Origin of the sequence: Pseudomonas sp. BT76 TE3572, from assembly GCF_050435365.1 — a bacterium.
Taxonomy (GTDB): Bacteria; Pseudomonadota; Gammaproteobacteria; order Pseudomonadales; family Pseudomonadaceae; genus Aquipseudomonas; species Aquipseudomonas fluorescens_W.
The window spans coordinates 2203985-2229056 of the sequence record NZ_JBNDKE010000001.1 but is presented as its reverse complement, the minus strand read 5'-3'; the positions used below and the strand labels follow the sequence as shown (position 1 = coordinate 2229056).

Sequence of the window (25072 nt, the reverse complement as noted above, 5' to 3'; positions counted from 1 at the left end):
GGCGATGCCGATCAAAGCAATTCTCACCGACATCGAAGGCACTACGAGCGCGGTGAGTTTTGTGTTCGAGGTGCTGTTTCCCTACGCCGCCAAACACTTGCCGGATTTTGTTCGCCAGAACGCTGCGCATGAGGATGTTGCCGAGCAACTGGACGCCGTTCGCCGGGATACCAACCAGCCGAACGCCGACGTCGAGCGGGTGATCGACATCCTTCTGAACTGGATCGCCGAAGACCGCAAAGCCACGCCGCTGAAAGCGCTGCAAGGCATGGTCTGGGAGCAGGGTTATCAGGCCGGAGAGTTGAAAGGCCACGTTTACCCGGACGCCGTTGAAGCGCTGAAACGCTGGCATCAGGAAGGCTACAAACTGTTTGTTTATTCGTCCGGCTCGATCCAGGCGCAAAAGCTGATCTTTGGCTGTTCGGAAGCGGGGGATCTGTCACCACTGTTCAGCGGTTATTTCGACACCACCTCGGGGCCCAAGCGTGAAGCGCAGTCCTACGAGCGCATTACCCAGTCCATTGGCCTGGACGCTGCGCAGATCCTGTTTCTGTCCGACATCGTCGAGGAACTGGACGCGGCGCGCACGGCAGGAATGGTTACCTGCGGGCTGGCCCGTGAAGGCGCAGAGCTGGCGGGGCATGTGACCGTCGACAGTTTTGAGCGGATCAAACCTTCTACCTTGTAACCATCAGGGATTGCGCAACGCCAGAAACAACTCAGGCCGTGAAGCGAAAGCTCTCACGGCCTGTTTGTTTACAACGCGTTTATTTATACAACCGCAGGGTTTAAGCCGAGTGATACGTTGGCAGGGCAAACCGTTGCTGGCTTTGCAGCATGGAAATCTGTGGCAGTTCACTGGCCTGTTCGGCGATGTCACGGCGAATGGCACTGATCACCCAGGTCAACTGATCGCCAGCATGCAATTGCTGGTAAGAAATCGAGCGTTTGAAGAGTTTGCCGTCGGTGCTGCTCAAGGTCAGCAGAATGCCGCCGTCCGGACGTGGCTGGGTGGTCACTTCGAAGTTGGAGAACAGGGACGAAAATTTTTCTTGGATCAGGTTCATGTCTATCAGCTCCGTTAGCTCTTGAATGGCAAGCATGCAGAGGTAGTTGCAGTGATTGTGCCAGCACCTGATTTTTTAAAAGTCCTTATATATCAATTAGTTAGTTTTTAAGCGTTTTTGCACTTTCGTGCAAACTGCATGAAAGGCCATCGTGCATCCTGCATTTTGCGTGGTCGACGTCGATTCGATGGAACCAATAGCCCGACGCACGCTCACGATTTCGAATGCCGCAGCCGTGGATACAAATCATTTCAAAAACCGCGTGTACAGCTCAGGAACCGCTGACGTATTTTCGGCCTCAATCAACGCCGCCCGAACAATAAAAAGATCGACCGGGAGCAACCATGAGCCGCACGCCGCACGACACGATTACCTGGGGCATGATGCTCCGCAAGCTGCCTTCCATTGCCAAAGCCATTCCTCGCGTGGTGAAGGGCATGAAAGCCGCCAACGTCAAGGACCCGACCCAACCGTGCGGCCTGGGCTGGAGCTTCGAACAAGCGACGTTGCGCAATCCCGATGGCCCGGCATTACTGCAGGGCGAGGTGGCGCTGACTTATTTTCAGGTCAACCAATGGGCCAATCGGATTGCCCATCATCTGATTGCCCAAGGCATCCGCAAGGGCGATGTCGTGGCGGTGTTTATCGAGAATCGGCCGGAACTGCTGGTGACGATCCTGGCGGTGGCCAAGGTCGGCGCGATCAGTGCCTTGCTCAATACCTCGCAAACCCGCGATACCCTGGCTCACAGCCTGAACCTGGTGACGCCCGCGGCGATCATTGTCGGAGAAGAGCTGGTGCCGGCGTTTTCGGCGGTTCGCGAACGGGTGTCGATCGACGCGGCGCGCACCTGGTTCGTCGCTGATCAAGACACCTTCAGCCATCCGGGCATTGCGTCCGACGGGTTCATCAACCTGATGACCGCCAGTGCCGACAGCTCCAGCGCCAACCCCGCCAGCAGTCAGCAGGTTTTTTTCGACGACCCTTGTTTCTATATCTACACCTCGGGCACCACCGGCTTGCCCAAGGCCGGGGTGTTCAAGCACGGCCGCTGGATGCGCAGCGCCGCAAGCTTCGGGCTGATCGCCTTGGATATGCGCCCGGAGGATGTCGTCTATTGCACCTTGCCGCTCTATCACGCCACCGGGCTCTGCGTGTGCTGGGGCTCGGCGATCAGTGGCGCCTCGGGCTTTGCCATTCGCCGCAAGTTCAGCGCCAGTCAATTCTGGAACGATGTGCGCAAGTACCGCGCGACCACCCTCGGTTACGTCGGCGAATTGTGCCGCTACCTGGTGGATCAACCGCCCAGCGCCGACGACAGCAAGCACAGCGTGACGAAGATGATCGGCAATGGCCTGCGCCCCGGCGCGTGGGGCGAGTTCAAGACACGCTTTGCGGTGAATCACATCTGCGAGCTCTACGCCGCCAGCGACGGCAACATCGGCTTCACCAACATCCTCAACTTTGATAACACCGTCGGTTTTTCCCTGATGTCATGGGAGTTGGCGGCTTACGACCACGACAGTGGCGCGCCGATTCGGGATGCCAAGGGCTTCATGCGCAAAGTCGCCAAAGGCGAGCAGGGGCTGTTGCTGGCCAAGATCGACGACAAGGCGCCGCTGGACGGCTACACGGACCCACAGAAGACCGAAAAGGTTGTGCTTCGCGACGTGTTCGAGAAGGGCGACCGTTACTTCAATACCGGTGACCTGCTGCGCAACATCGGTTTCGGTCATGCGCAGTTTGTTGATCGTTTGGGAGATACCTTCCGCTGGAAGGGTGAAAACGTCTCGACCACCGAGGTCGAGAACATCCTTTTGCAACACCCGAATATTTCCGAAGCCGTGGCCTACGGCGTGGAAATCCGCAACACCAACGGGCGTGCGGGGATGGCGGCGATTACGCCAGCGGAGTCCCTGGCGACCCTGGACTTCAGTGAGTTGCTGGCCTTCGCCCGGGAGCAAATGCCCGCCTATGCGGTGCCGTTGTTCTTGCGAGTGAAAGTGAAAATGGAGACCACCGGCACCTTCAAATACCAGAAGACTCGCCTGAAGGATGAAGCCTTCGACCCCGGTAAAACCGGCGATGATCCGATCTATGCCTGGTTGCCGGGGACCCAGACTTACGTGCAGGTCACTCCGCAGTTGCTGGCGGATATTCACGGCGGCGCTTTTCGTTATTGAATGCAGCACTATTGAATGTGCCTATGGCCGTCCATGAGAAAAAAGAAGTGACAGCCCCGGGGCTGCTCGGGAAACTGTCGGCTTTGCGAATAACAGAACGTGGAGTGCCCAATGTCAGACCAAAGCCGCCAGATGACCCCCGAAGAAGCCGCTGAATTTGCCGAACAGGTATTCAACAAGGCGCGCGAGGGCGATGCGGCCATGATGGCTGCGCTGTTGACCAAGGGCCTGCCGCCAAACCTGCGTAACCACAAGGGCGACACCTTGCTGATGCTGGCCGCTTACCACGGCCATGTGGACACCGTAAAAGTCCTGCTCGAACACAAGGCTGACCCGGAAATCCGCAACGACAACGGCCAGAGCCCGATTGCCGGCGCGGCATTCAAGGGTGACCTGGCGGTGGTCAAGGCCCTGGTTGAAGGCGGCGCGCAAGTGGAAGGTTCTTCCTTCGACGGCCGTACCGCGCTGATGATGGCGGCGATGTTCAATCGCGTCGAAATCGTCGACTACCTGATCAGCAAAGGCGCCGACCCGAAAGCCAAGGACGCCAATGGCGTCTCTGCGCTGGATGCCGCCAAGACCATGGGCGCGGCGGACACCACGGCGCAGTTGCAGAAATTGCTCGGCTAATTCTGGCCATGTAGCAGCTGTCGAGCCTGCGAGGCTGCGTTCGGCTGCGAAGCAGTCGTAAAACCTGTATGTGCGGTCTCCCTGAAACACCGCATCGTCTGATTTCACGACTGCTGCGTCCGAACGCGGCCCGAGCCGAACGCAGCCTCGCAAGCTCGACAGCTGCTACACACACACACACACCATCAATAAACCCAAACCTCAACCCGGCGATTCTTGATCCGCCCCTCATCCGCGCTATTGGCCGCCACTGGCATCTCGGCGCCAAAACCACGAATCTCGCGAAACACCACGCCGCTTTTCACCAGTTCCCGCCGCACCGCCATGGCGCGCAGTTTCGACAGCAGATCGGCCCGCGCCGGATCACTCTTGGCGTCGCCAAACCCCACCAGCGTCACCTGCCGATTGGTCTTGTCACGCTGCTTTATATAGTCGAGCACCCGCCACAGGTCCTGCCGGGCCTTGTTGTCCAGCGTCGCACTGCCTTCTTCGAAACGGAAATTCACCGTCAGTCGCTGAGCGTGACGACTGAGCGCCTGATAACCCTCGGGCATCAGCGCGTTCGGCGTGACTGTCATGGCCTGGACGGTCTGGGCGATAAAGCCATTGGCCGCGACAATCGCCTGACCCTTGCTGCTTTGGGCGAACGCCACCAGTGCGTCGGCCCAGGGATTTTTCCCGTTGGGTGGCAGGTAAAAGAACAGCCGGCGGGACAACGGATAGTCTTCCGTGGCAATCAGGCTGTTGAGCGGCAGCATGGCTTGGGATTGGCCATCGGCAATCGCCACGGCTTTGGCCTGACGCACGTAAGGCAGGCCGATGAAGCCGATACCTTGCGGGTCGAGGCTGACCGCGTCAGACAATTGCTCGCTGGATTCGAAACGTTTCGCCGCGCTGCTCAGCGTTTTCCCACGACGGCTGAGGACCAATTCCTTGAACGTGTCGTAGGTGCCCGATTGGTCATCCCGCGCATAGAGATGAATTGTCCCACCGATGCCGCCGAGTTCTTCCCAGGTTTTTGCCTCGCCGCTGAAGATTCGCGCCAGTTGTTCGGTGTTCAGTTCACTCAATGGATTTTGCGGATGAAGAATGATTGCCAGACCATCGATGGCGATGACCTGCTCGGCACCGGCGCTTTTAAAGTCGCCCAAGTGTGCAAGGTCTGCCCGTTCGTTGTCCTTGATCGGGCGCGAGGAGGCGGCGAGGTCGGCGGTGGCGGTTTTCAGGGCGGTGAAACCGGTGCTGGAACCGTGTGCCGCGATGTCCACCGCGACCCGGCGGCCCTGAACGGTTTCGCCGATGACGCGCAGTTCGTTGGCTTTGTCCGGGGCCTCGCTGTGAATCTTCAACAGGCCCTGTTCGCGCATCAACCCCTCAACCAGCGCCGGGCCCAATGCGGCGCCAATGGTGTTGGAACCCTGGATGCGCAGCACCGGGCCAGACTCGGGCGTCGGCAAAGCGCCGGCCGACGCCGTCAGCGGCAGCCAGGCGCACAGCATCAACAGGAACAACACGCGCAGCGTCATGCCGGCACCTTATAAGGCAAAGGAAGTGCCGGGAGAATAAGTCAGTAAGGTTTCTGAAAGATGACAAATCAAAAGATCGTCCGAACGCGGCCCGAGCGTTCGGACGATCTTTTGCTTTTAGCTCAATTCAAGCCAGATCGGCGCGTGATCCGACGGTTTTTCCATCCCGCGCAGTTCGTAATCCACACCCGCATCCTTCACGCGTGGCAACAATCCGTGGGACGCCATGATCAAGTCAATCCGCAGCCCACGCTTGGGCTCATCCTCAAAACCGCGGCTACGGTAGTCGAACCAGCTGAAACGGTCGGCCACCTCCGGGTTCAAGTGACGGAAGCTGTCCACCAGGCCCCAGTTCTTCAAGCGGGCCATCCATTCGCGTTCTTCCGGCAGGAAGCTGCATTTACCGGTTTTCAGCCAGCGTTTCATGTTGTCCGGGCCGATACCGATGTCGCAGTCTTCCGGGGAAATGTTCACGTCGCCCATCACCACCAGCGGCTGATCGTTGCTGAACTGGTTTTCCAGCAATTGCTGCAGATCGTTGTAAAAGCGTTCCTTGGCCGGGAACTTGGTCGGGTGATCGCGGCTTTCGCCCTGTGGGAAATAGCCGTTCATGATGGTCACCGGCACGCCATTGGCGTCGGCGAACGTGCCCCAGATGAAGCGGCGCTGAGCGTCTTCTTCATCGGTGGCGAAACCTTTGTGCAGCGCGATAGGTTCCTGGCGCGAGAGCAGGGCCACGCCGTAATGACCTTTTTGACCATGGAAATACACGTGATAGCCCAGCGCCTGAACCTCGGCCAGCGGGAATTGGTCGTCGTGAACCTTGGTTTCCTGCAGTCCGATCACGTCTGGCTGATGCTTTTCGATCAGCGCCGCCAGCTGATGGGGGCGAGCGCGCAGCCCGTTGATGTTGAAGGAGACGATCTTCATGGTCGGCAGTCCTGGCAAAAGGGCGATGCTAGCTGACCTGCGGGAATCGGGCCAGTGTGGGGTGAGGGGATTCGCTTTTACCCATCAGATTTGTATAGGCAGTTATGGCCCTTCGCGAGCAAGCTCACTCCCACAGGGTTCTCGAGCGAATACAAAATCTGTGTACACCACAAAACCTGTGGGAGCGTGGCTTGCCCGCGAAGAGGCCAGTCCAGTCGATGAAGATCCAACCTTGGTCTATACCTGTGGGGGAACTGTATTACCACCCAAAGGCTCGTACCAATAAGAGCGCAGTCATTTGAGCTGTGCCCCGGGGAGAAATACCGTTATGCCCGAAACCTCGACCGTCATCGCCGATATTCACATGCTCGACAGCGGCTATTCCCGCGAAGCGCGTTCGTTGTTGTACCAGGCTTACCGGCATGAGCCGACGTTCGGCTACCTGTTCGAAGCGGAGCGTCCCGGTTATGAACAGCGGGTTCGCGCCACCGTGCGCGAGTTGGTCACACAACACTTTCTCCAGGACTTGCCGGCCATCGGCCTGCTGGTCAACGACCGGTTGATCGGCATCGCGCTGATCGCGCCACCGCAACGTCGCCTGGGCATCACTGAAAGTTGGGCCTGGCGTCTGCGCATGGTGCTCAGCACCGGGTTTCGCTGCACCCGACGTTATCTCGAGTATCACGATGCCGTGATGGCTTGCGTGCCGTCCGACTCGGTGCACCTGCTGCCGTTGCTGGGGGTTCATCCGCAATTTCAGGGCAAGCACTTCGGCGAACAACTGCTGCAAGCAGTGCACAACTGGTGCGCGGTGGATGAGCACTCGGAGGGCGTAATCCTCGATACCGGGAATCCTCGTTATCTGGAGTTCTATAAGCGTCAGGGTTATGAGGAAATTGGTGAGGTTGCCGTAGGACCGATTCGCGAACACGTATTTTTCCACGCCAACCCGCAGGTGTTACAAACAGCAACGGCATAAAGGTAGAACTTTCACTGCACGCCAGGCTCTATCACGCTCCCAAGCTCGTGATAGCATCCGCGCCTATGAAGTTTCCAGGAAGAATTACCAGCGGCGTGCTGATGCTGATTACCAGCTGCGCGGCGCTGGCGCAAAGTGAATTGGATGTTCGGATCAAACCGTCCAACGATGAACTGAAAGCCAATATAGAGGGCTATATTGGCAGCCTCGGCGATCGTGACGAGGAAGCCTTGCTGCGCTTCAGTCGTGGCGCCGAAGAACAGGCGCGCAAGGCTGCCCAGGCCTTGGGCTATTACCAGCCGCAGATCGACTCGGATGTGAAGGGCGGCAAGACGCCGCGCCTGGTGCTGAACATCGATCCCGGCGAGCCGGTGCATTTGCGCAACGTCACTATTCGCATCGACGGTCCGGCCGCCACCCTGAAATCCTTCCGTGTACCCAAAAGCAATGCGCTGAAAACCGGCGCAGTGCTCAACCATGGCCATTACGAGGACGCCAAGCGCCTGATTCAGAATCAGGCCTCGCGCTATGGCTTTTTCAGTGGTTATTTCAGCAGCCAGAAATTGTCGGTCGACCCGCGAGCCGGCGTTGCCGACATCGAACTGATCTACAACAGCGGTCCGCGTTATTCACTGGGCAAGGTCAGTTTCGAAGGTGACACGCCGTTCGACGAAGACTTGCTGCTACGCATGGTGCCATTCAAGGCGGGCGCGCCATATGACTCCGAACTGATCGCCGAACTCAATCAGGCCATGCAATCGAGCGGCTATTTCGAAAGCGTGCGGGTGGATGCGGCGCCGACGGCGTCCAAGAACGACGTGATCCCGGTGGACGTCAAACTCGAAACCCGCAAACCACGGACCATGGGGCTGGGGCTGGGTTATTCCACCGACGTCGGCCCACGGGTCAAGGCCAACTGGACCCGGCACTGGGTCAACCCTCAGGGGCACAGCTATGGCTGGGAGACCGAAGTTTCGGCGCCCCGGCAGAACGTCGGTGTGTTCTATGACATTCCCCTGGACCCGCCTCTGACCGACAAGCTGCGGTTCGCCGGTGGCTATCAGAACGAAGAAATTGCCGACAAGGACTCCCTCAGCAAACTGCTGACCCTCGGCCCCGAGTGGCACAGCAAGCTGCCCAGCGGTTGGCAGCGGGTGGTGTCGCTCAAATGGCAGCGCGAGGAATTCAGGCTCGGCGACGACTCGGGGCTCAGTACATTGCTGATGCCTGGCGTCAGCTATTCCTACCTGAAAAGCGACAACCGCATCGACCCGCACAACGGTTATCGCCTGGCATTTGAGACCAAAGTGGCCAAGGAAGGTTTGGGTTCGGACACCAATTTGGTCTACGGCACCGCGCTGGTGAAAGGCTTGACCACGGTCTTCGACAAACACCGCTTCCTCGGGCGGGTGCAGGTCGGCGGCAGCGCCACCAACGGCTACAAATCGGTGCCGCCGTCTCTGCGTTTCTTTGCCGGTGGCGATCAGAGCGTGCGCGGCTACGACTACCAGAGCCTGTCCCCGGAAAACTCCGAGGGCGACCGCATCGGTGGCCGCTACATGATCGCCGGCAGTGTCGAGTATCAGTACTCCATCGCCGAGAAATGGCGGGTCGCGACCTTCATCGACCAAGGCAACTCCTTCAATACCCTCGAACTGCCGGACCTCAAGACCGGTGTCGGCATCGGTGTGCGCTGGGTTTCTCCGGTAGGGCCGATACGCCTCGACCTGGCCCATGCGATGGATGACGACGGCGGCATTCGATTGCACTTTTCCATGGGGCCTGAGCTGTGAAGCGTGGTTTGAAAATAACGCTGCTGTCGATTTTGGCGCTGCTGATGCTGGTCGTCCTGACCGTGGCCACGGTGCTTGGCACGGCGACGGGCAGTCGTTGGGCGCTCGGCTTTGTGCCGGGTTTGTCCGTCGAGAATTTCCAGGGTCGTCTGGGCGGACAGTGGAGTGCCGACCATGTGCTGTGGCAGCAGGACAGCAGCCGGGTTGAGCTGGATAAGGTGATTTTCGCCTGGTCGCCGCTGTGCCTGACGCGCATGACCCTGTGCATCGAACAATTGAAAGCCGATCAAGTCAGCCTGCAATTCCCGCCAGGCACGGAAGAAGAAAGCAGCGGGCCGATCAGTCTCCCGGATTTGAAACTGCCCTTGGCCATCGAGCTGGGCGATGTTCAGGTCGGCAGCCTGATGTTTAACGGCAGCGAAGAACTCAAGGGTCTGCAACTGGCGGCGCACTGGACGGCCAACGGTTTGCAGATCGATTCCGTTCATTTGCAAAGGGATGACCTGAGCCTGAATCTGTCAGGCCTGCTGCAACCTGGCGGTAACTGGCCGCTTAAGGCCGAAGGCAAACTGACCTTGCCAGCCCCCGGCACCGGGCCTTGGACGCTGGCGCTGAAGGTCGACGGCGATCTGCTGAAAACCCTGAACCTGAAAGCCGACAGCAGCGGTTACCTGAACGGGCAGTTGACCGGCGAACTGCAACCGCTGGTGGAAAACCTGCCGGCCAAGGTGCGGATCACCGCTGACGGCTTCAAGCCCAGCGCCGATCTGCCGGACACCTTGCAACTCAACCAACTGGAACTCACCGGCGACGGCGACCTGAAAAACGGTTATCAGTTGCTCGGCAAAGCCACGTTGCCCGCTGAATCTGGCCCGGTCGCGCTGTTGCTGCAAGGCAAGGTCGACGCCAATGGCGCTCAGATCGCCGGGTTGGACCTCACGGCCAACGACAAGCAAAGCCTGAAACTCACCGGCAACCTCGACTGGCGCAAAGGCCTGAGCGCCGAAGCAAAAATCGATTGGCTGGATTTCCCGTGGCATCGCCTCTATCCGCTGATCGACGAGCCAGAAGTGGCGTTGCGCAGCTTCAACGGTGAAGTCTCCTACACCGACGGTAAATACCTCGGCAGCTTCAAAGCCGCACTCGATGGCCCGGCCGGAGCGTTCAGCCTGACCAGCCCGTTCAGCGGCGACCTGACGAAAATCTACCTGCAACAAATTCAACTCGAAGCCGGGCAGGGCAAGGCCGAAGGGCACCTGAACCTGCAGTTCGCCGACGGCATTGCCTGGGACACGGCACTGGACCTGTCGGCGATCAACCCGGCGTACTGGGTCGCGGAGTTGCCGGGTACGCTGGCCGGACCCTTGCGCAGCAAAGGCGAGATGAAGAATGAAAAACTCAGCCTGACCGCTGATCTCGACTTGAAAGGCAAACTGCGCGGCCAACCAGCCGTCCTGCAAGCCAAAGCCGATGGCGGTGGTGAACAATGGAACCTCAACACGCTGCAAATTCGCCTCGGTGATAACAGCATCAACGGCAAGGGCAGCTTGCAACAGAAGCTCGCTGGCCAGATTGATATCAAGCTGCCGCGACTGGCTCAGCTGTGGCCGCAACTGCGCGGTCAGCTCAATGGTCGCATCGATGTCGCCGGGACGCTCAAGGCCCCGCAAGGCAAGCTCGGGCTGCAAGGTACGCAACTGGCGTTTGAAGACAATCGCCTGCAAAGCCTGAACCTGGACGCGACCCTCGACAGCGCGCAACGCGCAAAGATCGACCTCAAGGGCAGTGGCATTCAGGCTGGTGAGACGTCACTGGGGACGCTGACCGCCAGCGGCCAGGGCGATATCAAAAACCAGAAGCTCGCCCTCGACCTGCAAGGGCCGAAGCTGAAACTCGCGCTCGGCCTAGATGGCAATCTGGACAAAGGCAATTGGCGGGGGCGCTTGGCCAGCGGCGATATCCAGGCCGGTGGGCAGGACTGGAAGCTGCAAGGTCCGGCGAAGCTTGAACGGCTGGCGGACGGCAAGATCAATTTTGGCGCTCATTGCTGGACGTCCGGCCCGGCCAGCCTGTGCGGTGAGGATCAGCGCCTGATGCCTGAGCCGAAGCTGCGTTATCACCTCAAGCAGTTCCCGATCGACAGCCTGGCGCAGTGGTTGCCGAAGGATTTCGCCTGGAAAGGCCGGCTCAACGCCGACCTGCAACTGGACCTGCCGGCCAGCGGCCCGAACGGCCAGATCAGCGTCGATGCCAGCGGCGGCACGTTGCGCATCAAGGAAAAGGACCAGTGGCTGGACTTCCCGTACCAGACCCTGAAACTGAACAGCAAACTCACGCCCAAGCGAATCGACACGGACCTCAATTTCGTCGGCGGCAAGCTCGGCGAGCTGATGCTCCAGGCGCAGATCAATCCGTTGCCGAAGGACAAGCCACTGACCGGCTCATTCCGTTTGAATGGACTGGACCTGTCGGTAGCGCGGCCGTTCGTACCGATGGTCGAGAAACTGACCGGACGCTTGAATGGCAGCGGCACGCTTGCAGGTACGCTGCTGGCGCCCCAGGTCAACGGCAATCTGTTGCTCAGCGACGGCGAGATTTCCGGGCCAGAACTGCCGATGGACCTTGAAGCGCTGCAACTTCAAGCCGTGATCGCTGGCGAAACCGTGCAATTGAACGGCGGCTGGAAAAGTGGCAAGACCGGGCAGGGCACCTTGAACGGCAACATCGCCTGGGGTCAGGCGTTGGTGGTGGATCTGGCGCTCAAAGGCACGCAATTGCCCGTCACCGTCGAGCCTTACGCCAAGCTGGAAATGGCGCCGGACCTGAAGATTTCGGTGAAGGACGACAAACTGGCGATCGTCGGCAAGGTGCTGGTGCCGAAAGGCGAGATCACCGTGCGCGAGTTGCCGCCGTCGACGGTCAAGGTGTCCGATGACACGGTGATCGTCGGCCAGCAGACCGAAGAGGGCAAACCCCCGATGGCCATGGCGATGGACATCGATGTGGTGGTCGGTCAGGACAAACTCAGCTTCGCCGGGTTTGGCCTGACCGCCAACCTGCAAGGTCATGTGCACATCGGCGACAACATGGACACCCGCGGCGAGCTCTGGCTCAACGATGGGCGTTATCGTGCCTACGGTCAGCGATTGACGGTGCGTCGGGCGCGTTTGCTGTTTGCCGGCCCGATCGACCAGCCGTATCTGGACATCGAAGCGATTCGCCAGACCGACGACGTGATCGCCGGCATTCGCCTGAGCGGCAGCGCCGAGCAGCCGACCACGCAGATTTTCTCCGAGCCGGCGATGAGCCAGGAACAGGCGTTGTCCTATCTGGTGCTGGGGCGTCCGCTGAGCACCAACGGTGAGGACAACAACATGCTCGCCCAGGCGGCCCTTGGATTGGGTTTGATGGGCAGTTCGGGAGTGACCAGCGGCTTGGCCAAGAACCTGGGCATTCAGGACTTCCAGCTCGACACCCAGGGCAGCGGCGCTGCAACCAGCGTGGTAGCCAGCGGCAATATCTCCGAGAAGCTCAGCCTGCGTTATGGCGTTGGCGTGTTCGAGCCAGCCAACACCATCGCCTTGCGTTACAAGCTGAGCAAGAAGGTCTACCTCGAAGCGGCGGGCGGCGTGGCCAGTTCGCTGGACATCTTCTACAAGCGGGACTTTTAGTCCCTTCAAGATCAAAAGATCGCAGGCTTCGCCAGCTCCTACGGGTGTCCACAAACCACCTGTAGGAGCTGGCGAAGCCTGCGATCTTTTTGCTTTTGCGACCCACCATTTATCAACTAAATAGCAAGCAACCTAACTATTACGTTGACATTCGCTGCCTAGGCAGTAACATCTCGACATACATTCTCTGCCTAGGCAGCTAATTGGTGGTCAGATGAAGCATTTCACCCCAGACGAATTCCACACTTGCCATCTCGGCCTCCTGCTCGGGCGCGCTGCGCTGCTCAAGGACCGGATCATCGACACGCACATGGAACCCCACGGCATCACTGCCGCGCAGTTCAAAGTGCTGATCATCATGGCCCAGTTCGGCGTCGATACCCCGGCCGAGCTGTGCCGTCACCTGTCGCTGGACAGCGGTTCGATGACCCGCATGCTCGATCGTCTGGAACAGAAAGGCTTCCTCGCCCGCCAGCGTTCCGAGGCGGATCGCCGTCAGGTGCAACTGGTGCTGACCGAACAAGGCCAGCAGTTGACGGATCGCCTACCGGAGATCGGCGCCGACGCCATGAATGAATTGGCCGGCGCGATCACCCCTGAGGAGTTGAAAACCCTCGAACAGATCCTGAAGAAAATTTTGGTGGCAGCCGGTGACTCGATCACCCTGCTGCGGGTAGGTGACAAATGAGCAGTAAAACCCTGCGGACCGGACTGAGCCTGGTGCTGGCGGCCATGACCCTGGCCGGTTGCGCCAGCTACAGCGGCCTGACCACCGAAGGCAAAAGCCTGGATGCGAAAACCCTCAAGGCCGGGCAATCCCTCAGCGGCGTGACCCTGTCGCCGGCGGCCTGGCCGAAAAGCGACTGGTGGAAAAGCCTCGGCGACCCGCAGCTCGACGGCTTGATCCGCGAAGCCCTGCACGACAGCCCCGACATGCAGATTGCCGACGCCCGCGCCCACCAGGCCAGCGCCGCCGCTTATGCAGCGGATGCCGCGCGCATGCCGACCCTTGATGCCAGCGCTGGCGTCAGCCGTTCGCGTCTGGCCCGCGATCAAGACCCGAGAGGCGAGGGCGGCGCGTACTCCACCGTGCGTAACATCGGCGCCAGCTTCACCTACAACTTCGACCTCTGGGGCGGTCAGCGTGACGCCTGGGAAGCCGCATTGGGCCAGGCCCGTGCTGCCGAAGTCGATCAGCAAGCGGCGCAACTGACGTTATCCGCCGATGTGGCTCGCGCTTATAGCGATCTGGGGCAGGCGCATATCGTTCACGACCTGGCGCAGGAAGATCTCAAACGCACCAAACAAATGCTCGATCTGAGCCAGCGCCGCCTGAGCTCGGGGATCGACAGTCAGTACCAGTTCCAGCAAACCGAAAGCCTGGAAGCCACCTCCGAAGCCAGCCTGATCGACGCCGAAAAACGCCTGCAAAGCGCGAAGATCGCCTTGGCCGTGCTGCTCGGTAAAGGCCCGGATCGCGGCAATGAAATCGCCCGACCGAAAATTCTCCAGGCCAGCGCCGTCGCGTTGCCCTCGGTGCTGCCGGCCGAGTTGTTGGGTCGTCGCCCGGACCTGGTGGCCGCGCGTTGGCGGGTCGAGGCCGCGAGCAAGAACATCGACGCCGGCAAAACCCGCTTCTACCCCAACCTCAACCTGAGCGCCGCGGCCGGTGCCGAGTCGTTGCTGGGCGATGCGATGTTCGGGTCCGCCAGTCGTTTCTTCAACATTGCGCCGACGATCTCGGTGCCGATTTTCGACGGCGGCCGACTGCGTGCCGACCTCGATTCCCGCGACGCCGATTACGACCTCGCGGTGGCGCAGTACAACAAAAGCCTGGTGAAAGCCCTGGGTGATGTCAGCGACACCATCAACCAGTTGCGCGATATCGGCCGGCAGATCGGCGCTCAGCAGCACGCCACCGACATTGCCCAGGATTCATACAACACCGTGGTCCAGCGGTACGGTTCCGGCATCGGTAACTACCTGGACGTGCTCAGCATCGAGCAGCAATTGCTCCAGGCCCAGCGTCAACTGGCCAACCTGAATGCCGAGCAGATCGACCTGTCGATCCAACTGATGCAGGCGCTGGGCGGCGGCTTCCAGGGCGAAACCCTGACCGCAGCCAACGCAACCCCAGCCACGCAGCACAACTAATTCAAGGTATTTGTCATGGCCACTGCCGAAACAACAACACAAACCCCTGACAACACTCAAGACACCAGCAATCCGCGCAAGCGCAAAGTCATGCTGGTGGTGTTGGCGATCGTGGTGATCCTCGCCGGTGTCGGCGTCTGGGGTTATCACGAATTCTACGGGCGCTGGAACGAAAGCACCGACGACGCCTATGTGAACGGCAACGTGGTGGAAATCACCCCGCTGGTCACCGGCACCGTGGTCAGCATCGGTGCCGACGACGGCGACCTGGTTCACGAAGGTCAGGTGCTGATCAACTTCGACCCGAACGACGCCGAAGTCGGACTGCAAAGTGCCCAGGCCAATCTGGCCCGCACCGTGCGTCAGGTTCGCGGCTTGTACAGCAACGTCGACGGCATGAAAGCCCAGGTCAACGCCCAACAGGCTGAAGTGCAGAAGGCTCAAGACAACTTCAATCGCCGGAAAAACCTCGCCGCTGGCGGCGCGATTTCCCAGGAAGAACTGTCCCATGCTCGAGACGACCTGACCTCGGCGCAAAACGCCTTGGCCAACGCCAAGCAGCAACTGAAAACCACCAGCGCGTTGGTGGATGACACCGTGGTGTCGTCGCACCCGGACGTGATGTCCGCTGCCGCGCAATTGCGTCAGGCTTACTTGAACAACTCCCGCAGCACGTTGATCGCGCCGGTCACCGGTTATGTCGCCAAGCGCTCGGTACAACTGGGCCAACGCGTCCAGCCGGGCACCGCATTGATGGCGGTCATTCCGCTGGATCAGCTGTGGATCGACGCCAACTTCAAGGAAACCCAACTGCGTGACATGCGCATTGGTCAACCGGTGGACATCCAGGCCGACTTGTACGGCAGCGACGTGAAGTTCAGCGGCACCATCGACAGCCTCGGCGCCGGCACCGGCAGTGCGTTTGCCTTGCTGCCAGCGCAGAACGCCACCGGTAACTGGATCAAGATCGTCCAGCGTGTGCCGGTGCGGATTCACATCAACGCCGAAGAGCTGGCCAAGCACCCGTTGCGGGTCGGCCTGTCGACTCAGGTCGATGTGAACTTGCACGACCAGAGCGGCCCGGTGCTGGCGCAACAGCCACCGCAAAAAGCCTCGTTCAGCACCAATGTGTATGACCGTCAGTTGGCCGAGGCCGACGCGATGATCACTCAGTTGATCCACGACAACAGCGCAGCGGTCAGCAAAACCGTTCAACGCTGACACCGACCCCTGTGGGAGCGAGCCTTTGTGGCGAGGGAGCTTGCTCCCGCTCGGCTGCGAAGCAGTCGTAAAGCTTTTGGGGCTGCTTCGCGACCCAGCGGGAGCAAGCTCCCTCGCCACAAAAGCTCCCATAAGATCAGCTGCGTCTGTAACAGGCGTAGTGCCAATCAGGTTTCAAAGGATTTGCGATGAGCAATAACGCGTCTTTCACGCCGCCCAGCCTGCTGCTCAGCACCATTGGCCTGTCGCTGGCAACCTTCATGCAAGTACTCGACACCACCATCGCCAACGTGGCGCTGCCGACGATTTCCGGCAACCTGGGCGTGAGTTCGGAGCAGGGCACTTGGGTGATTACCTCGTTCGCGGTGAGCAATGCGATTGCGCTGCCGCTGACCGGTTGGCTCAGCCGGCGGTTTGGCGAGGTGAAGCTGTTTCTCTGGGCGACGATTCTGTTCGTGCTGGCTTCGTTTCTGTGTGGTATCTCGACCTCGATGCCGGAGCTGATCGGCTTTCGGGTGCTTCAAGGTCTGGTGGCAGGTCCCCTGTACCCGATGACTCAAACGCTGCTGATTGCCGTCTATCCACCCGCCAGGCGCGGCATGGCCCTGGCGTTGCTGGCGATGGTCACGGTGGTGGCGCCGATTGCCGGTCCCATCCTCGGCGGCTGGATTACCGACAGCTATAGCTGGCCGTGGATCTTCTTCATCAACGTGCCGATCGGTGTTTTCGCGGTGATGGTGGTGCGCCAGCAGCTCAAGGCGCGGCCGGTGGAAACCAGCCACCAGCCGATGGATTACGTCGGTTTGATCACGCTGATTATCGGGGTCGGCGCGTTGCAGGTGATCCTCGACAAGGGTAACGATCTGGATTGGTTCGAGTCGAACTTCATCCTTATCGGCGCGGCCATTTCGGTGATTGCGCTGGCGGTGTTCGTGATCTGGGAAATGACCGACAAACACCCGGTGGTCAATCTGCGGCTGTTCGCTTACCGCAACTTCCGCATCGGCACGATTGTGCTGGTGTTGGGTTACGCCGGGTTCTTCGGGATCAACCTGATCCTGCCGCAATGGCTGCAAACCCAGATGGGTTACACGGCGACCTGGGCGGGGCTGGCGGTGGCGCCGATCGGGATTCTGCCGGTGCTGATGTCGCCGTTTGTCGGCAAATATGCACACAAATTCGACCTGCGGCTGCTGGCCGGCCTGGCGTTCCTGGCGATTGGCCTGAGCTGCTTCATGCGTGCCGGGTTTACCAACGAAGTGGACTTCCAGCACATCGCCCTGGTCCAGCTGTTCATGGGCATTGGTGTGGCACTGTTCTTCATGCCGACCTTGAGCATTCTGATGTCGGACCTGCCACCGAGCCAGATCGCCGACGGCGCGGGCCTGGCGACGTTCCTGCGGACCTTGGGCGGCAGTTTTGCGGCGTCGCTGACGACCTGGATCTGGATTCGCCGGGCCGATCAGCACCACGCCTATATGAGCGAAAGCATCAGCACCTATGAGCCGGCGACCCGTGAGGCGTTGAACAGCCTGGGCGGGGCGAGCAATCCGGCGTATGCGCAACTGGATCATGTGCTGACCAGTCAGGCGTACATGCTCTCCACCGTGGATTACTTCACGTTGCTGGGGTGGGCATTCATGGGTTTGATTGTGCTGGTGTGGCTGGCGAAACCGCCGTTTGCGGCGAAGGCGGGGCCTGCAGCCTCCGGCCATTGAGTGTACGACTCAGGATCCACCCCTCACCCTAACCCTCTCCCCAGAGGGGCGAGGGGACTGACCGAGTTGTTCTTTTGAGTTACATCGACCTGGAAGCCCGAGTCGAACTCAGGTTTTGAAACCCATGAAGATCTGCTCCCTTTCCCCCTCTCCCCTTTGGGGAGAGGGCTGGGGTGAGGGGTGGTTTTCAGCCGTTAGGTAAACCCAGCAGCGGGACGAAGTCGAACGGCGCCAACGCAAACCCTTGCTCATCCACCTGCAACGCCCAGCCCTGACGATCCCAATCCCCCAGCACAATGCGCTTGGCCGCCTGCTCGCCAATCTGCAATTTGTGGATGGCCGGGCGATGGGTATGCCCATGGATCAAGGTCTTCACGCCAAAGGCCTGCATGATCCGCGGCACTTCTTCCGGCGTGACATCCACAATGTCATTGGCCTTCATCCGCGTCTGCGCACGGCTTTCACTGCGCAGCTTGCGCGCCAGTTTATGGCGAGTCCGCAAAGGCAAGTGGCGCAGGATGAACAGGGTGATCGGATTACGCAGATAGCGACGCAGCTTCATATAAGCCTCGTCGCGGGTGCAGAGGCTGTCGCCGTGCATCAACAGCACCGGCTCACCGTAAAACTGCACGACACTCGGGTCTTTCAACAACGTGCAGCCGGCCTGTTTGCAGAAGGCCTGGCCGAGCATGAAGTCGCGATTGCCGTGCATCAGAAAAATGGCCGTGCCGCTGTCGCTAAGATCGCGCAGGGCCTGGCAGATGGAACGCTGGAACGGCGTCATGGCATCGTCGCCAATCCACGCCTCGAAAAAGTCGCCCAGGATGTACAACGCACTCGCCGAGCGGGCGCGTCCGGCGAGCAAATCCAGAAACGCCCGGGTAATGTCCGGGCGCTCCTCTTCCAGATGCAAGTCTGAAATCAGCAGTATCACTCAATGATCTCGGCTTTCTCGATGATCACGTCTTCTGCTGGTACGTCCTGGTGGCCGGACTTCATGGTGGTGGAAACACCTTTGATCTTGTCGACCACGTCGGTGCCTGCAACGACTTTGGCGAATACCGCGTAGCCCCAGCCCTGAGTGGTCTTGGCGCTGTGGTTCAGGAAGCTGTTGTCAGCCACGTTGATGAAGAACTGGGCGGAAGCCGAATGCGGCTCCATGGTGCGGGCCATGGCGACGGTGTACTTCTCGTTCGGCAGGCCGTTGTCGGCTTCGTTCTGGATGCTAGGGCGCTTGTCTTTCTTTTCTTTCATGCCTGGCTCGAAACCGCCGCCCTGGATCATGAAGTTACCGATGACGCGGTGGAAAACGGTGTTTTCGTAGTGACCGGCTTTGACGTACTCGATGAAGTTGGCCACGGTGATCGGGGCTTTTTCAGCGTTCAGTTCCAGGACGATGTCGCCATGGTTGGTGGTCAGTTTGACTTGAGTCATGATCGGTACTCTTTATAGGAATTCGTGGGTTTCGGGGCGTTGAAGCCCTCAACCGGTCCGGCCAATGTTGGCCAAGGTGCGCAGTTTAGCGTGCCGGGCGCGAATTTCGAGGCTGTTTTTCATTTGCATCCGATTAAATGCAGCCGTTTTCGGGCCTGCTCTGTCAGCGACTTGGCGGCATCGGCTATGATAAGCCCCTTTGTTTTAACAGCCGCTTTGATTTGGCCAACTGGCCGCGCACTTGTACGTTCAAGGATCCTATGAGCAAGCCCACTGTCGACCCTACCTCGAATTCCAAGACCGGCCCTGCCGTGCCGGTCAATTTCCTGCGCCCGATCATCCAGGCGGACCTGGACTCGGGTAAGCACACGCAGATCGTCACCCGTTTCCCGCCTGAGCCCAACGGCTACCTGCACATCGGTCACGCCAAGTCGATTTGCGTGAACTTTGGCCTGGCCCAGGAATTTGGCGGCGTCACGCACCTGCGTTTCGACGACACCAACCCGGCCAAGGAAGACCAGGAATACATCGACGCGATCGAAAGCGACGTCAAATGGCTGGGCTTCGAATGGTCCGGTGAAGTGCGCTACGCCTCGCAGTATTTCGACCAGTTGCACGACTGGGCCGTTGAGCTGATCAAGGCCGGCAAGGCCTACGTCGACGACCTGAGCCCTGAACAGGCCAAGGAATATCGCGGCACCCTGACCGAGCCAGGCAAGAACAGCCCGTTCCGTGACCGCTCCGTGGAAGAAAACCTGGACTGGTTCGCCCGCATGAAGGCCGGTGAATTCAAGGACGGCGCACGCGTGCTGCGGGCCAAGATCGACATGGCCTCGCCGAACATGAACCTGCGCGATCCAATCATGTATCGCATCCGTCACGCTCACCACCACCAGACCGGTGACAAGTGGTGCATCTACCCGAACTACGACTTCACCCACGGTCAGTCGGATGCCATCGAAGGCATCACTCACTCGATCTGCACCCTGGAGTTCGAAAGCCATCGTCCGCTGTACGAGTGGTTCCTCGAGAACCTGCCCGTGCCGGCGCAACCGCGCCAGTACGAATTCAGCCGTCTGAACCTGAACTACACGATCACCAGCAAGCGCAAGCTCAAGCAACTGGTCGATGAAAAGCACGTTCATGGCTGGGACGATCCGCGCATGTCCACGCTGTCCGGCTTCCGCCGCCGTGGTTACACGCCGAAATCGATCCGCAACTTCTGCGAAATGATCGGCACCAACCCGTTCCGACGGCGTGGTCGACTTCGGCATGCTGGAATTCAGCATCCGTGACGACCTCGACCACAGCGCCCCGCGTGCCATGTGCGTGCTGCGTCCGCTGAAAGTCGTGATCACCAACTACCCGGAAGGCCAGGTCGAGAACCTCGAACTGCCGTGCCACCCGAAAGAAGACATGGGTGTGCGCGTTCTGCCGTTCGCCCGTGAGCTCTACATCGACCGTGAAGACTTCATGGAAGAGCCGCCAAAAGGCTACAAACGCCTGGAACCTGCTGGCGAAGTGCGTCTGCGCGGCAGCTACGTGATCCGCGCCGACGAAGCGATCAAGGACGCCGATGGCAACATCGTCGAACTGCGTTGCTCGTACGACCCGGAAACCCTGGGCAAGAACCCTGAAGGCCGCAAGGTCAAAGGCGTGGTTCACTGGGTGCCGGCCGCGGCCAGCGTCGAGTGCGAAGTGCGTCTGTACGATCGCCTGTTCCGTTCGGCCAACCCTGAGAAGGCCGAAGACAGCGCCAGTTTCCTGGACAACATCAACCCTGACTCGCTGCAAGTCCTCACCGGTTGTCGTGCTGAGCCTTCGCTGGGCAATGCACAGCCGGAAGACCGTTTCCAGTTCGAGCGCGAAGGTTACTTCGTCGCGGATATCAAGGACTCGAAACCCGGTCATCCGGTGTTCAACCGTACCGTGACCTTGCGTGATTCGTGGGGCCAGTGATTCAAGGAACCTAAAGTGCTTACGATCTACAACACGCTCACCAAGAGCAAAGAAGTCTTCAAGCCTCTGGATGGCAACAAGGTGCGCATGTACGTCTGCGGGATGACCGTGTACGACTACTGCCACCTGGGCCACGGCCGCAGCATGGTCGCGTTCGACCTGGTGACCCGCTGGTTGCGGTTCAGCGGCTACGACCTGACTTACGTGCGCAACATCACCGACATCGACGACAAGATCATCAATCGGGCCAACGAGAACGGCGAGTCGTTCGAAGCCTTGACCGAGCGCATGATCGCGGCGATGCACGAAGACGAAGCGCGCCTGAACATCCAGAAGCCGGACATGGAACCGCGCGCCACCGGGCATATCCCCGGCATGCACGCGATGATCCAGACCTTGATCGACAAGGGTTACGCCTACGCCCCGGGCAATGGCGACGTGTATTACCGCGTCGCCAAGTTCATGGGCTACGGCAAGCTGTCGCGCAAGAAGATCGAAGACCTGCGCATTGGCGCGCGGATCGAAGTCGACGAGTCCAAGCAGGACCCGCTGGACTTCGTGCTGTGGAAGGGCGCCAAACCGGGCGAGCCGAGCTGGCCTTCGCCTTGGGGCGACGGTCGTCCGGGCTGGCACATCGAGTGCTCGGTGATGTCGACCTGCTGCCTCGGTGAAACCTTCGATATTCATGGCGGCGGCAGCGACCTCGAGTTCCCGCACCACGAAAACGAAATCGCCCAGAGCGAAGCGGCCACCGGCAAGACCTACGCCAACGCGTGGATGCATTGCGGCATGATTCGCATCAATGGCGAGAAGATGTCCAAGTCCTTGAACAACTTCTTCACCATTCGCGACGTGCTGGAAAAGTATCACCCGGAAGTCGTGCGTTACTTGCTGGTGTCGAGCCACTACCGCAGCGCGATCAACTATTCGGAAGACAACCTCAAGGACGCCAAAGGCGCTCTCGAGCGTTTCTACCACGCGTTGAAAGGCCTGCCGAACGTGGCACCGGCCGGTGGCGAAGGCTTTGTCGAGCGCTTCACCCAGGTGATGAACGACGACTTCGGCACGCCGGAAGCTTGCGCGGTGTTGTTCGAGATGGTGCGCGAGATCAACCGCCTGCGCGAGAGCGATCTCAATGCGGCAGCAGGTCTGGCGGCGCGCCTGAAAGAACTGGCGAGCGTGCTGGGCGTGTTGCAGCTTGAGGCCGATGACTTCTTGCAGGCCGGCGCTGAAGGGCGGGTTGATGCGGCTGAAGTTGATGCGTTGATTGCCGCGCGTCTGGCGGCTCGTGCGGGTAAAGACTGGGCCGAATCCGACCGTATCCGCGACCAGCTCACCGCCATGGGCGTGGTGCTGGAAGACGGGAAGGGCGGCACGACCTGGCGACTGGCTGACTGATTGCTGCGTTTGCTACAAACAAAACCCGCCTTGTGCGGGTTTTTGTTTATGCGCAGGGTTTAGGTTTGCGGGGACAGGGCTGACGCCATCGCGAGCAGGCTCGCTCCTACATTGGATCTTCGTCGCGGCATAAATCCCCTGTAGGAGTGAGCCTGCTCGCGATTGACTGCGCAGCAGTCAGCTGTCTGACTGGCGCAATCGCTTGTAAAGGGTATTGCGGCTAACCCCCAGCCGTCGGGCCAAGTGCGAGATATTCCCCCCCGCCGCCTGCAACTGCCGATTCAAATCCTCGGCATCATTCAAATCCACCGCCAACGGCTCTGGTAAATCCACCGGCTCCATCTCCAAATCCACAAAAAAATCATCCGGCAAATGCTCCAGCCGCACCGGTTGTTCCTCGGCCATGGCCAGCGCTACCTGCATCACGCTGCTGACCTGTCTTAAATTACCCGGCCACGGATGACGGCTGAACAACTCCAGCACCTCTCGACTCAACCCGGCCCACTGCGAGGGCTCGCGGTGCTGTTCCCACAGGCGTTTGAACAAGGCCTCTTTATCACTGCGCTCTCTTAACGGCGGCAGTTCCAGGGTCAAGCCACCAATCCGGTAATACAAATCCTCGCGGAATCGCCCCAACTGCACCTGCTCGCGCAACGAGCGGTTGGTCGCGGAAATAATCCGGATATCCACCGGGAACAACTCGCTGCTGCCCACCGGTTGCACGCAACGCTCCTGCAACACTCGCAGCAGTCGAGCCTGAGTCGGCAGCGGCATATCGCCGATTTCATCGAGGAACAGGGTGCCTTTGTCGGCCTTGCGGATCAGCCCGATGCTGCCTTTCTGGTTGGCACCGGTGAACGCGCCTTTCTCGTAGCCAAACAGCTCGGACTCCACCAGTTCGGCGGGGATGGCTGCACAGTTGACGGCGATGAACGGTTTTTTGCTCCGAGAGCTGGCCTGATGCAGGGCTTTGACGAAGACTTCCTTGCCGACTCCGGTTTCGCCGTGGATCAGCAGTGGAATGTCTTTTTCCAGCAACCGCTCGGCCTGGCGTACGGCTTTTTCCACGCGGCTGTCACCGAAATGCAGGGTGCTGAGGCTGATCGCTGCCGGTGCCTCCACCGCGGGCTCAGTAAACACTCGCGCCTGAATCACTGCCTGTTTCGGCCGCTTCAACAGGCACTGGAAGCGGTTGCGTCCCGAGGTTTGCAAGGCGAAGGGCAGGCCGTCCGGCTGGTTCAGCAACTCCAGCAGCGAGACTTTGAACAGACTTTCGACACTGACCCGCGACAGGCTGATGCCCAGCAGATTGTCGGCCCGCCGGTTGGCGGACAGCACCTGGCCGGTTTCATCAAAGATCAGCAGCCCGGCCCATTGGCTGTCGAGGTTGTTCAGTCCGGTGTTGAAGGTCAGCTGGAATTGCTGGCCATGGAACAGGTTGAGGATCAGCCGGTTTTCCACGGTCTGACTCATCATCTTGACCATGCCGAGGGTGTGGGACGGCGGCAGGTAGCTGTCGCTGGACACGTCCAGCACCGCGATGACCTTGCGCTCGGCATCGAAAATCGGTGCGGCGGAACCGGTCATGAAACGGTTGGCCTTGAGGAAATGTTCGTCGTGCTCAATGTGCACCGCCTGCTCGCAGGCCAGCGCGGTGCCGATCGCATTGGTGCCGCTGCAGCGTTCCATCCAGCTGGCACCGGCACTGAAACCGCGGGTCAGGTTCGGCTCGATAAAACGCTGGGTGCCCCAGGACGTCAGCACCTGGCCCTGATTGTCGGCGAGCATGATCAGGCAGTTGGAGTTACTGAGGATGTTCTCGTAGTACGGCAGGACTTCCTGGTGAGTGGTTTGCACCAGTGAGTGCTGGCTCTCCAGCAATTGCGCAATGCCCTCGGCCGGCAACTGATCAAACGCCGGGGCGCTCTGATGATTGAGGCCGAACGCGCGGCATCGGGACCAGGAGTCCTGGATGATGGCGTCGTGGGAGAGCGGCAAGGCGGGTGCGGCCATGGCAATCGATCTCTGAGCATTATTATTTTTGTTATGAGTATTTTTACGTGACGCCAATGCCCGACGCGATCTTTGTAGCAGCTGGCGAAGCCTGCGTTCGGCGGCGCAGTCGTCGTAAAACCTGAATACACGGTAATCCTGATACACCGTGCCGCCTGATTTCACGACGACTGCGTCGCCGAACGCAGGCTTCGCCAGCTGCTACACAGGATCGCGGGGGATTCGAGTAATCGTATTGCTAAAGCATCCGTAGAGTGTTGTTCACTATTGTTCATTGTCAACCACCGGGTTGTTCAATTGTTCAGTCGCGGTTGTTCATTTCTGTTCAGCAACGAACGCGGTTTTTCTTCCACTTTAAGGATTCTCTAGCCAGATCAACGGCTTGCAATTTCTGGC

Annotated in this window: 17 protein-coding genes and 1 pseudogene; 12 read left to right on the top strand and 6 right to left on the bottom strand. The window is 59.8% G+C overall.

All coding sequences use genetic code 11. From position 1 onward, the window contains the following. Nucleotides 1-4: 4 nt before the first annotated feature. Complete coding sequence (gene mtnC / locus ABH912_RS10185) at nucleotides 5-688, top strand: acireductone synthase (protein WP_429510565.1); 684 nt, start codon at nucleotides 5-7, stop codon at nucleotides 686-688. Between the two features lie 100 nt (nucleotides 689-788). Here the strand turns inward: mtnC and ABH912_RS10180 are convergent, their stop codons facing one another. After that, nucleotides 789-1067 (bottom strand): DUF3509 domain-containing protein, encoded by a 279-nt coding sequence (locus ABH912_RS10180; protein ID WP_033057131.1) that lies wholly within the window; start codon nucleotides 1065-1067, stop codon nucleotides 789-791. A 344-nt stretch (nucleotides 1068-1411) separates the two neighbouring features. Between ABH912_RS10180 and ABH912_RS10175 the strand changes: the two genes are divergently transcribed. Next, nucleotides 1412-3250: a long-chain-acyl-CoA synthetase gene (locus ABH912_RS10175; protein WP_429510564.1), complete on the top strand. Its 1839-nt coding sequence runs from the start codon at nucleotides 1412-1414 to the stop codon at nucleotides 3248-3250. Nucleotides 3251-3361: 111 nt separating this feature from the next. Beyond that, entirely contained in the window at nucleotides 3362-3880 is a 519-nt protein-coding gene (locus tag ABH912_RS10170; RefSeq protein ID WP_033057127.1) for an ankyrin repeat domain-containing protein, read from the top strand. Between the two features lie 185 nt (nucleotides 3881-4065). Here ABH912_RS10170 and ABH912_RS10165 read toward each other — a convergent pair whose 3' ends face one another. Continuing rightward, the gene (locus tag ABH912_RS10165; protein WP_429510563.1) at nucleotides 4066-5406 is read right to left on the bottom strand and encodes a substrate-binding domain-containing protein; all 1341 of its coding nucleotides are present in this window, start codon (nucleotides 5404-5406) and stop codon (nucleotides 4066-4068) included. A 117-nt stretch (nucleotides 5407-5523) separates the two neighbouring features. After that, a complete protein-coding gene (gene xthA, locus ABH912_RS10160; protein ID WP_033057123.1) occupies nucleotides 5524-6336 on the bottom strand; it encodes an exodeoxyribonuclease III in 813 nt (270 codons plus the stop codon). A 328-nt stretch (nucleotides 6337-6664) separates the two neighbouring features. Between xthA and ABH912_RS10155 the strand changes: the two genes are divergently transcribed. The 7 genes from ABH912_RS10155 (at nucleotide 6665) to ABH912_RS10125 (ending at nucleotide 17872) form a co-directional block, all read left to right on the top strand. Next, a complete protein-coding gene (locus tag ABH912_RS10155) occupies nucleotides 6665-7315 on the top strand; it encodes a GNAT family N-acetyltransferase (protein WP_033057121.1) in 651 nt (216 codons plus the stop codon). Between the two features lie 65 nt (nucleotides 7316-7380). Then, the gene (locus ABH912_RS10150) at nucleotides 7381-9108 is read left to right on the top strand and encodes an autotransporter assembly complex protein TamA (protein WP_033057119.1); all 1728 of its coding nucleotides are present in this window, start codon (nucleotides 7381-7383) and stop codon (nucleotides 9106-9108) included. Further along, a complete protein-coding gene (locus ABH912_RS10145; protein WP_429510562.1) occupies nucleotides 9105-12779 on the top strand; it encodes a translocation/assembly module TamB domain-containing protein in 3675 nt (1224 codons plus the stop codon). The genes ABH912_RS10150 and ABH912_RS10145 overlap by 4 nt, the downstream gene beginning before the upstream one ends. 214 nt (nucleotides 12780-12993) lie before the next feature. After that, nucleotides 12994-13467 carry a MarR family winged helix-turn-helix transcriptional regulator gene (locus tag ABH912_RS10140; RefSeq protein WP_033057114.1) on the top strand — a complete coding sequence of 158 codons (474 nt, stop codon included), beginning with the start codon at nucleotides 12994-12996 and terminating at the stop codon, nucleotides 13465-13467. Then, nucleotides 13464-14933: an efflux transporter outer membrane subunit gene (locus tag ABH912_RS10135; RefSeq protein WP_429510561.1), complete on the top strand. Its 1470-nt coding sequence runs from the start codon at nucleotides 13464-13466 to the stop codon at nucleotides 14931-14933. Before ABH912_RS10140 ends, ABH912_RS10135 begins: the two co-directional genes overlap by 4 nt. A gap of 15 nt (nucleotides 14934-14948) precedes the next feature. Next, nucleotides 14949-16154: an efflux RND transporter periplasmic adaptor subunit gene (locus tag ABH912_RS10130; RefSeq protein WP_429510560.1), complete on the top strand. Its 1206-nt coding sequence runs from the start codon at nucleotides 14949-14951 to the stop codon at nucleotides 16152-16154. Between the two features lie 188 nt (nucleotides 16155-16342). Continuing rightward, the gene (locus ABH912_RS10125) at nucleotides 16343-17872 is read left to right on the top strand and encodes a DHA2 family efflux MFS transporter permease subunit (RefSeq protein ID WP_033057107.1); all 1530 of its coding nucleotides are present in this window, start codon (nucleotides 16343-16345) and stop codon (nucleotides 17870-17872) included. 187 nt (nucleotides 17873-18059) lie between these two features. On the opposite strand, the gene lpxH is transcribed toward ABH912_RS10125, so the two are convergent. Together lpxH and ABH912_RS10115 are read right to left on the bottom strand one after the other, a co-directional pair. Continuing rightward, entirely contained in the window at nucleotides 18060-18806 is a 747-nt protein-coding gene (gene lpxH / locus ABH912_RS10120) for a UDP-2,3-diacylglucosamine diphosphatase (protein WP_429510559.1), read from the bottom strand. Beyond that, the gene (locus ABH912_RS10115; protein ID WP_033057103.1) at nucleotides 18803-19306 is read right to left on the bottom strand and encodes a peptidylprolyl isomerase; all 504 of its coding nucleotides are present in this window, start codon (nucleotides 19304-19306) and stop codon (nucleotides 18803-18805) included. The genes lpxH and ABH912_RS10115 overlap by 4 nt, the downstream gene beginning before the upstream one ends. Before the next feature lie 260 nt (nucleotides 19307-19566). Here ABH912_RS10115 and ABH912_RS10110 point away from each other — a divergent pair. Both ABH912_RS10110 and cysS read left to right on the top strand, forming a co-directional pair. Further along, nucleotides 19567-21265 (top strand): annotated as a pseudogene (locus ABH912_RS10110) (glutamine--tRNA ligase/YqeY domain fusion protein). Nucleotides 21266-21280: 15 nt separating this feature from the next. After that, on the top strand, nucleotides 21281-22663 hold the full coding sequence (cysS, locus tag ABH912_RS10105) for a cysteine--tRNA ligase (protein WP_033057099.1): 1383 nt from the start codon (nucleotides 21281-21283) through the stop codon (nucleotides 22661-22663). A gap of 177 nt (nucleotides 22664-22840) precedes the next feature. Here cysS and ABH912_RS10100 read toward each other — a convergent pair whose 3' ends face one another. Then, entirely contained in the window at nucleotides 22841-24676 is a 1836-nt protein-coding gene (locus tag ABH912_RS10100) for a sigma-54-dependent Fis family transcriptional regulator (RefSeq protein ID WP_429510558.1), read from the bottom strand. Nucleotides 24677-25072 lie beyond the last annotated feature (396 nt).

What these genes read in the sequence shown, in the direction of transcription:
- mtnC (WP_429510565.1), top strand. Translation starts at nt 5, where the DNA reads ATGCCGATCAAAGCAATTCTCACCGACATCGAAGGCACTACGAGCGCG.
- ABH912_RS10180 (WP_033057131.1), bottom strand. Translation starts at nt 1,067, where the DNA reads ATGAACCTGATCCAAGAAAAATTTTCGTCCCTGTTCTCCAACTTCGAA.
- ABH912_RS10175 (WP_429510564.1), top strand. Translation starts at nt 1,412, where the DNA reads ATGAGCCGCACGCCGCACGACACGATTACCTGGGGCATGATGCTCCGC.
- ABH912_RS10170 (WP_033057127.1), top strand. Translation starts at nt 3,362, where the DNA reads ATGTCAGACCAAAGCCGCCAGATGACCCCCGAAGAAGCCGCTGAATTT.
- ABH912_RS10165 (WP_429510563.1), bottom strand. Translation starts at nt 5,406, where the DNA reads ATGACGCTGCGCGTGTTGTTCCTGTTGATGCTGTGCGCCTGGCTGCCG.
- xthA (WP_033057123.1), bottom strand. Translation starts at nt 6,336, where the DNA reads ATGAAGATCGTCTCCTTCAACATCAACGGGCTGCGCGCTCGCCCCCAT.
- ABH912_RS10155 (WP_033057121.1), top strand. Translation starts at nt 6,665, where the DNA reads ATGCCCGAAACCTCGACCGTCATCGCCGATATTCACATGCTCGACAGC.
- ABH912_RS10150 (WP_033057119.1), top strand. Translation starts at nt 7,381, where the DNA reads ATGAAGTTTCCAGGAAGAATTACCAGCGGCGTGCTGATGCTGATTACC.
- ABH912_RS10140 (WP_033057114.1), top strand. Translation starts at nt 12,994, where the DNA reads ATGAAGCATTTCACCCCAGACGAATTCCACACTTGCCATCTCGGCCTC.
- ABH912_RS10135 (WP_429510561.1), top strand. Translation starts at nt 13,464, where the DNA reads ATGAGCAGTAAAACCCTGCGGACCGGACTGAGCCTGGTGCTGGCGGCC.
- ABH912_RS10130 (WP_429510560.1), top strand. Translation starts at nt 14,949, where the DNA reads ATGGCCACTGCCGAAACAACAACACAAACCCCTGACAACACTCAAGAC.
- ABH912_RS10125 (WP_033057107.1), top strand. Translation starts at nt 16,343, where the DNA reads ATGAGCAATAACGCGTCTTTCACGCCGCCCAGCCTGCTGCTCAGCACC.
- ABH912_RS10115 (WP_033057103.1), bottom strand. Translation starts at nt 19,306, where the DNA reads ATGACTCAAGTCAAACTGACCACCAACCATGGCGACATCGTCCTGGAA.
- ABH912_RS10100 (WP_429510558.1), bottom strand. Translation starts at nt 24,676, where the DNA reads ATGGCCGCACCCGCCTTGCCGCTCTCCCACGACGCCATCATCCAGGAC.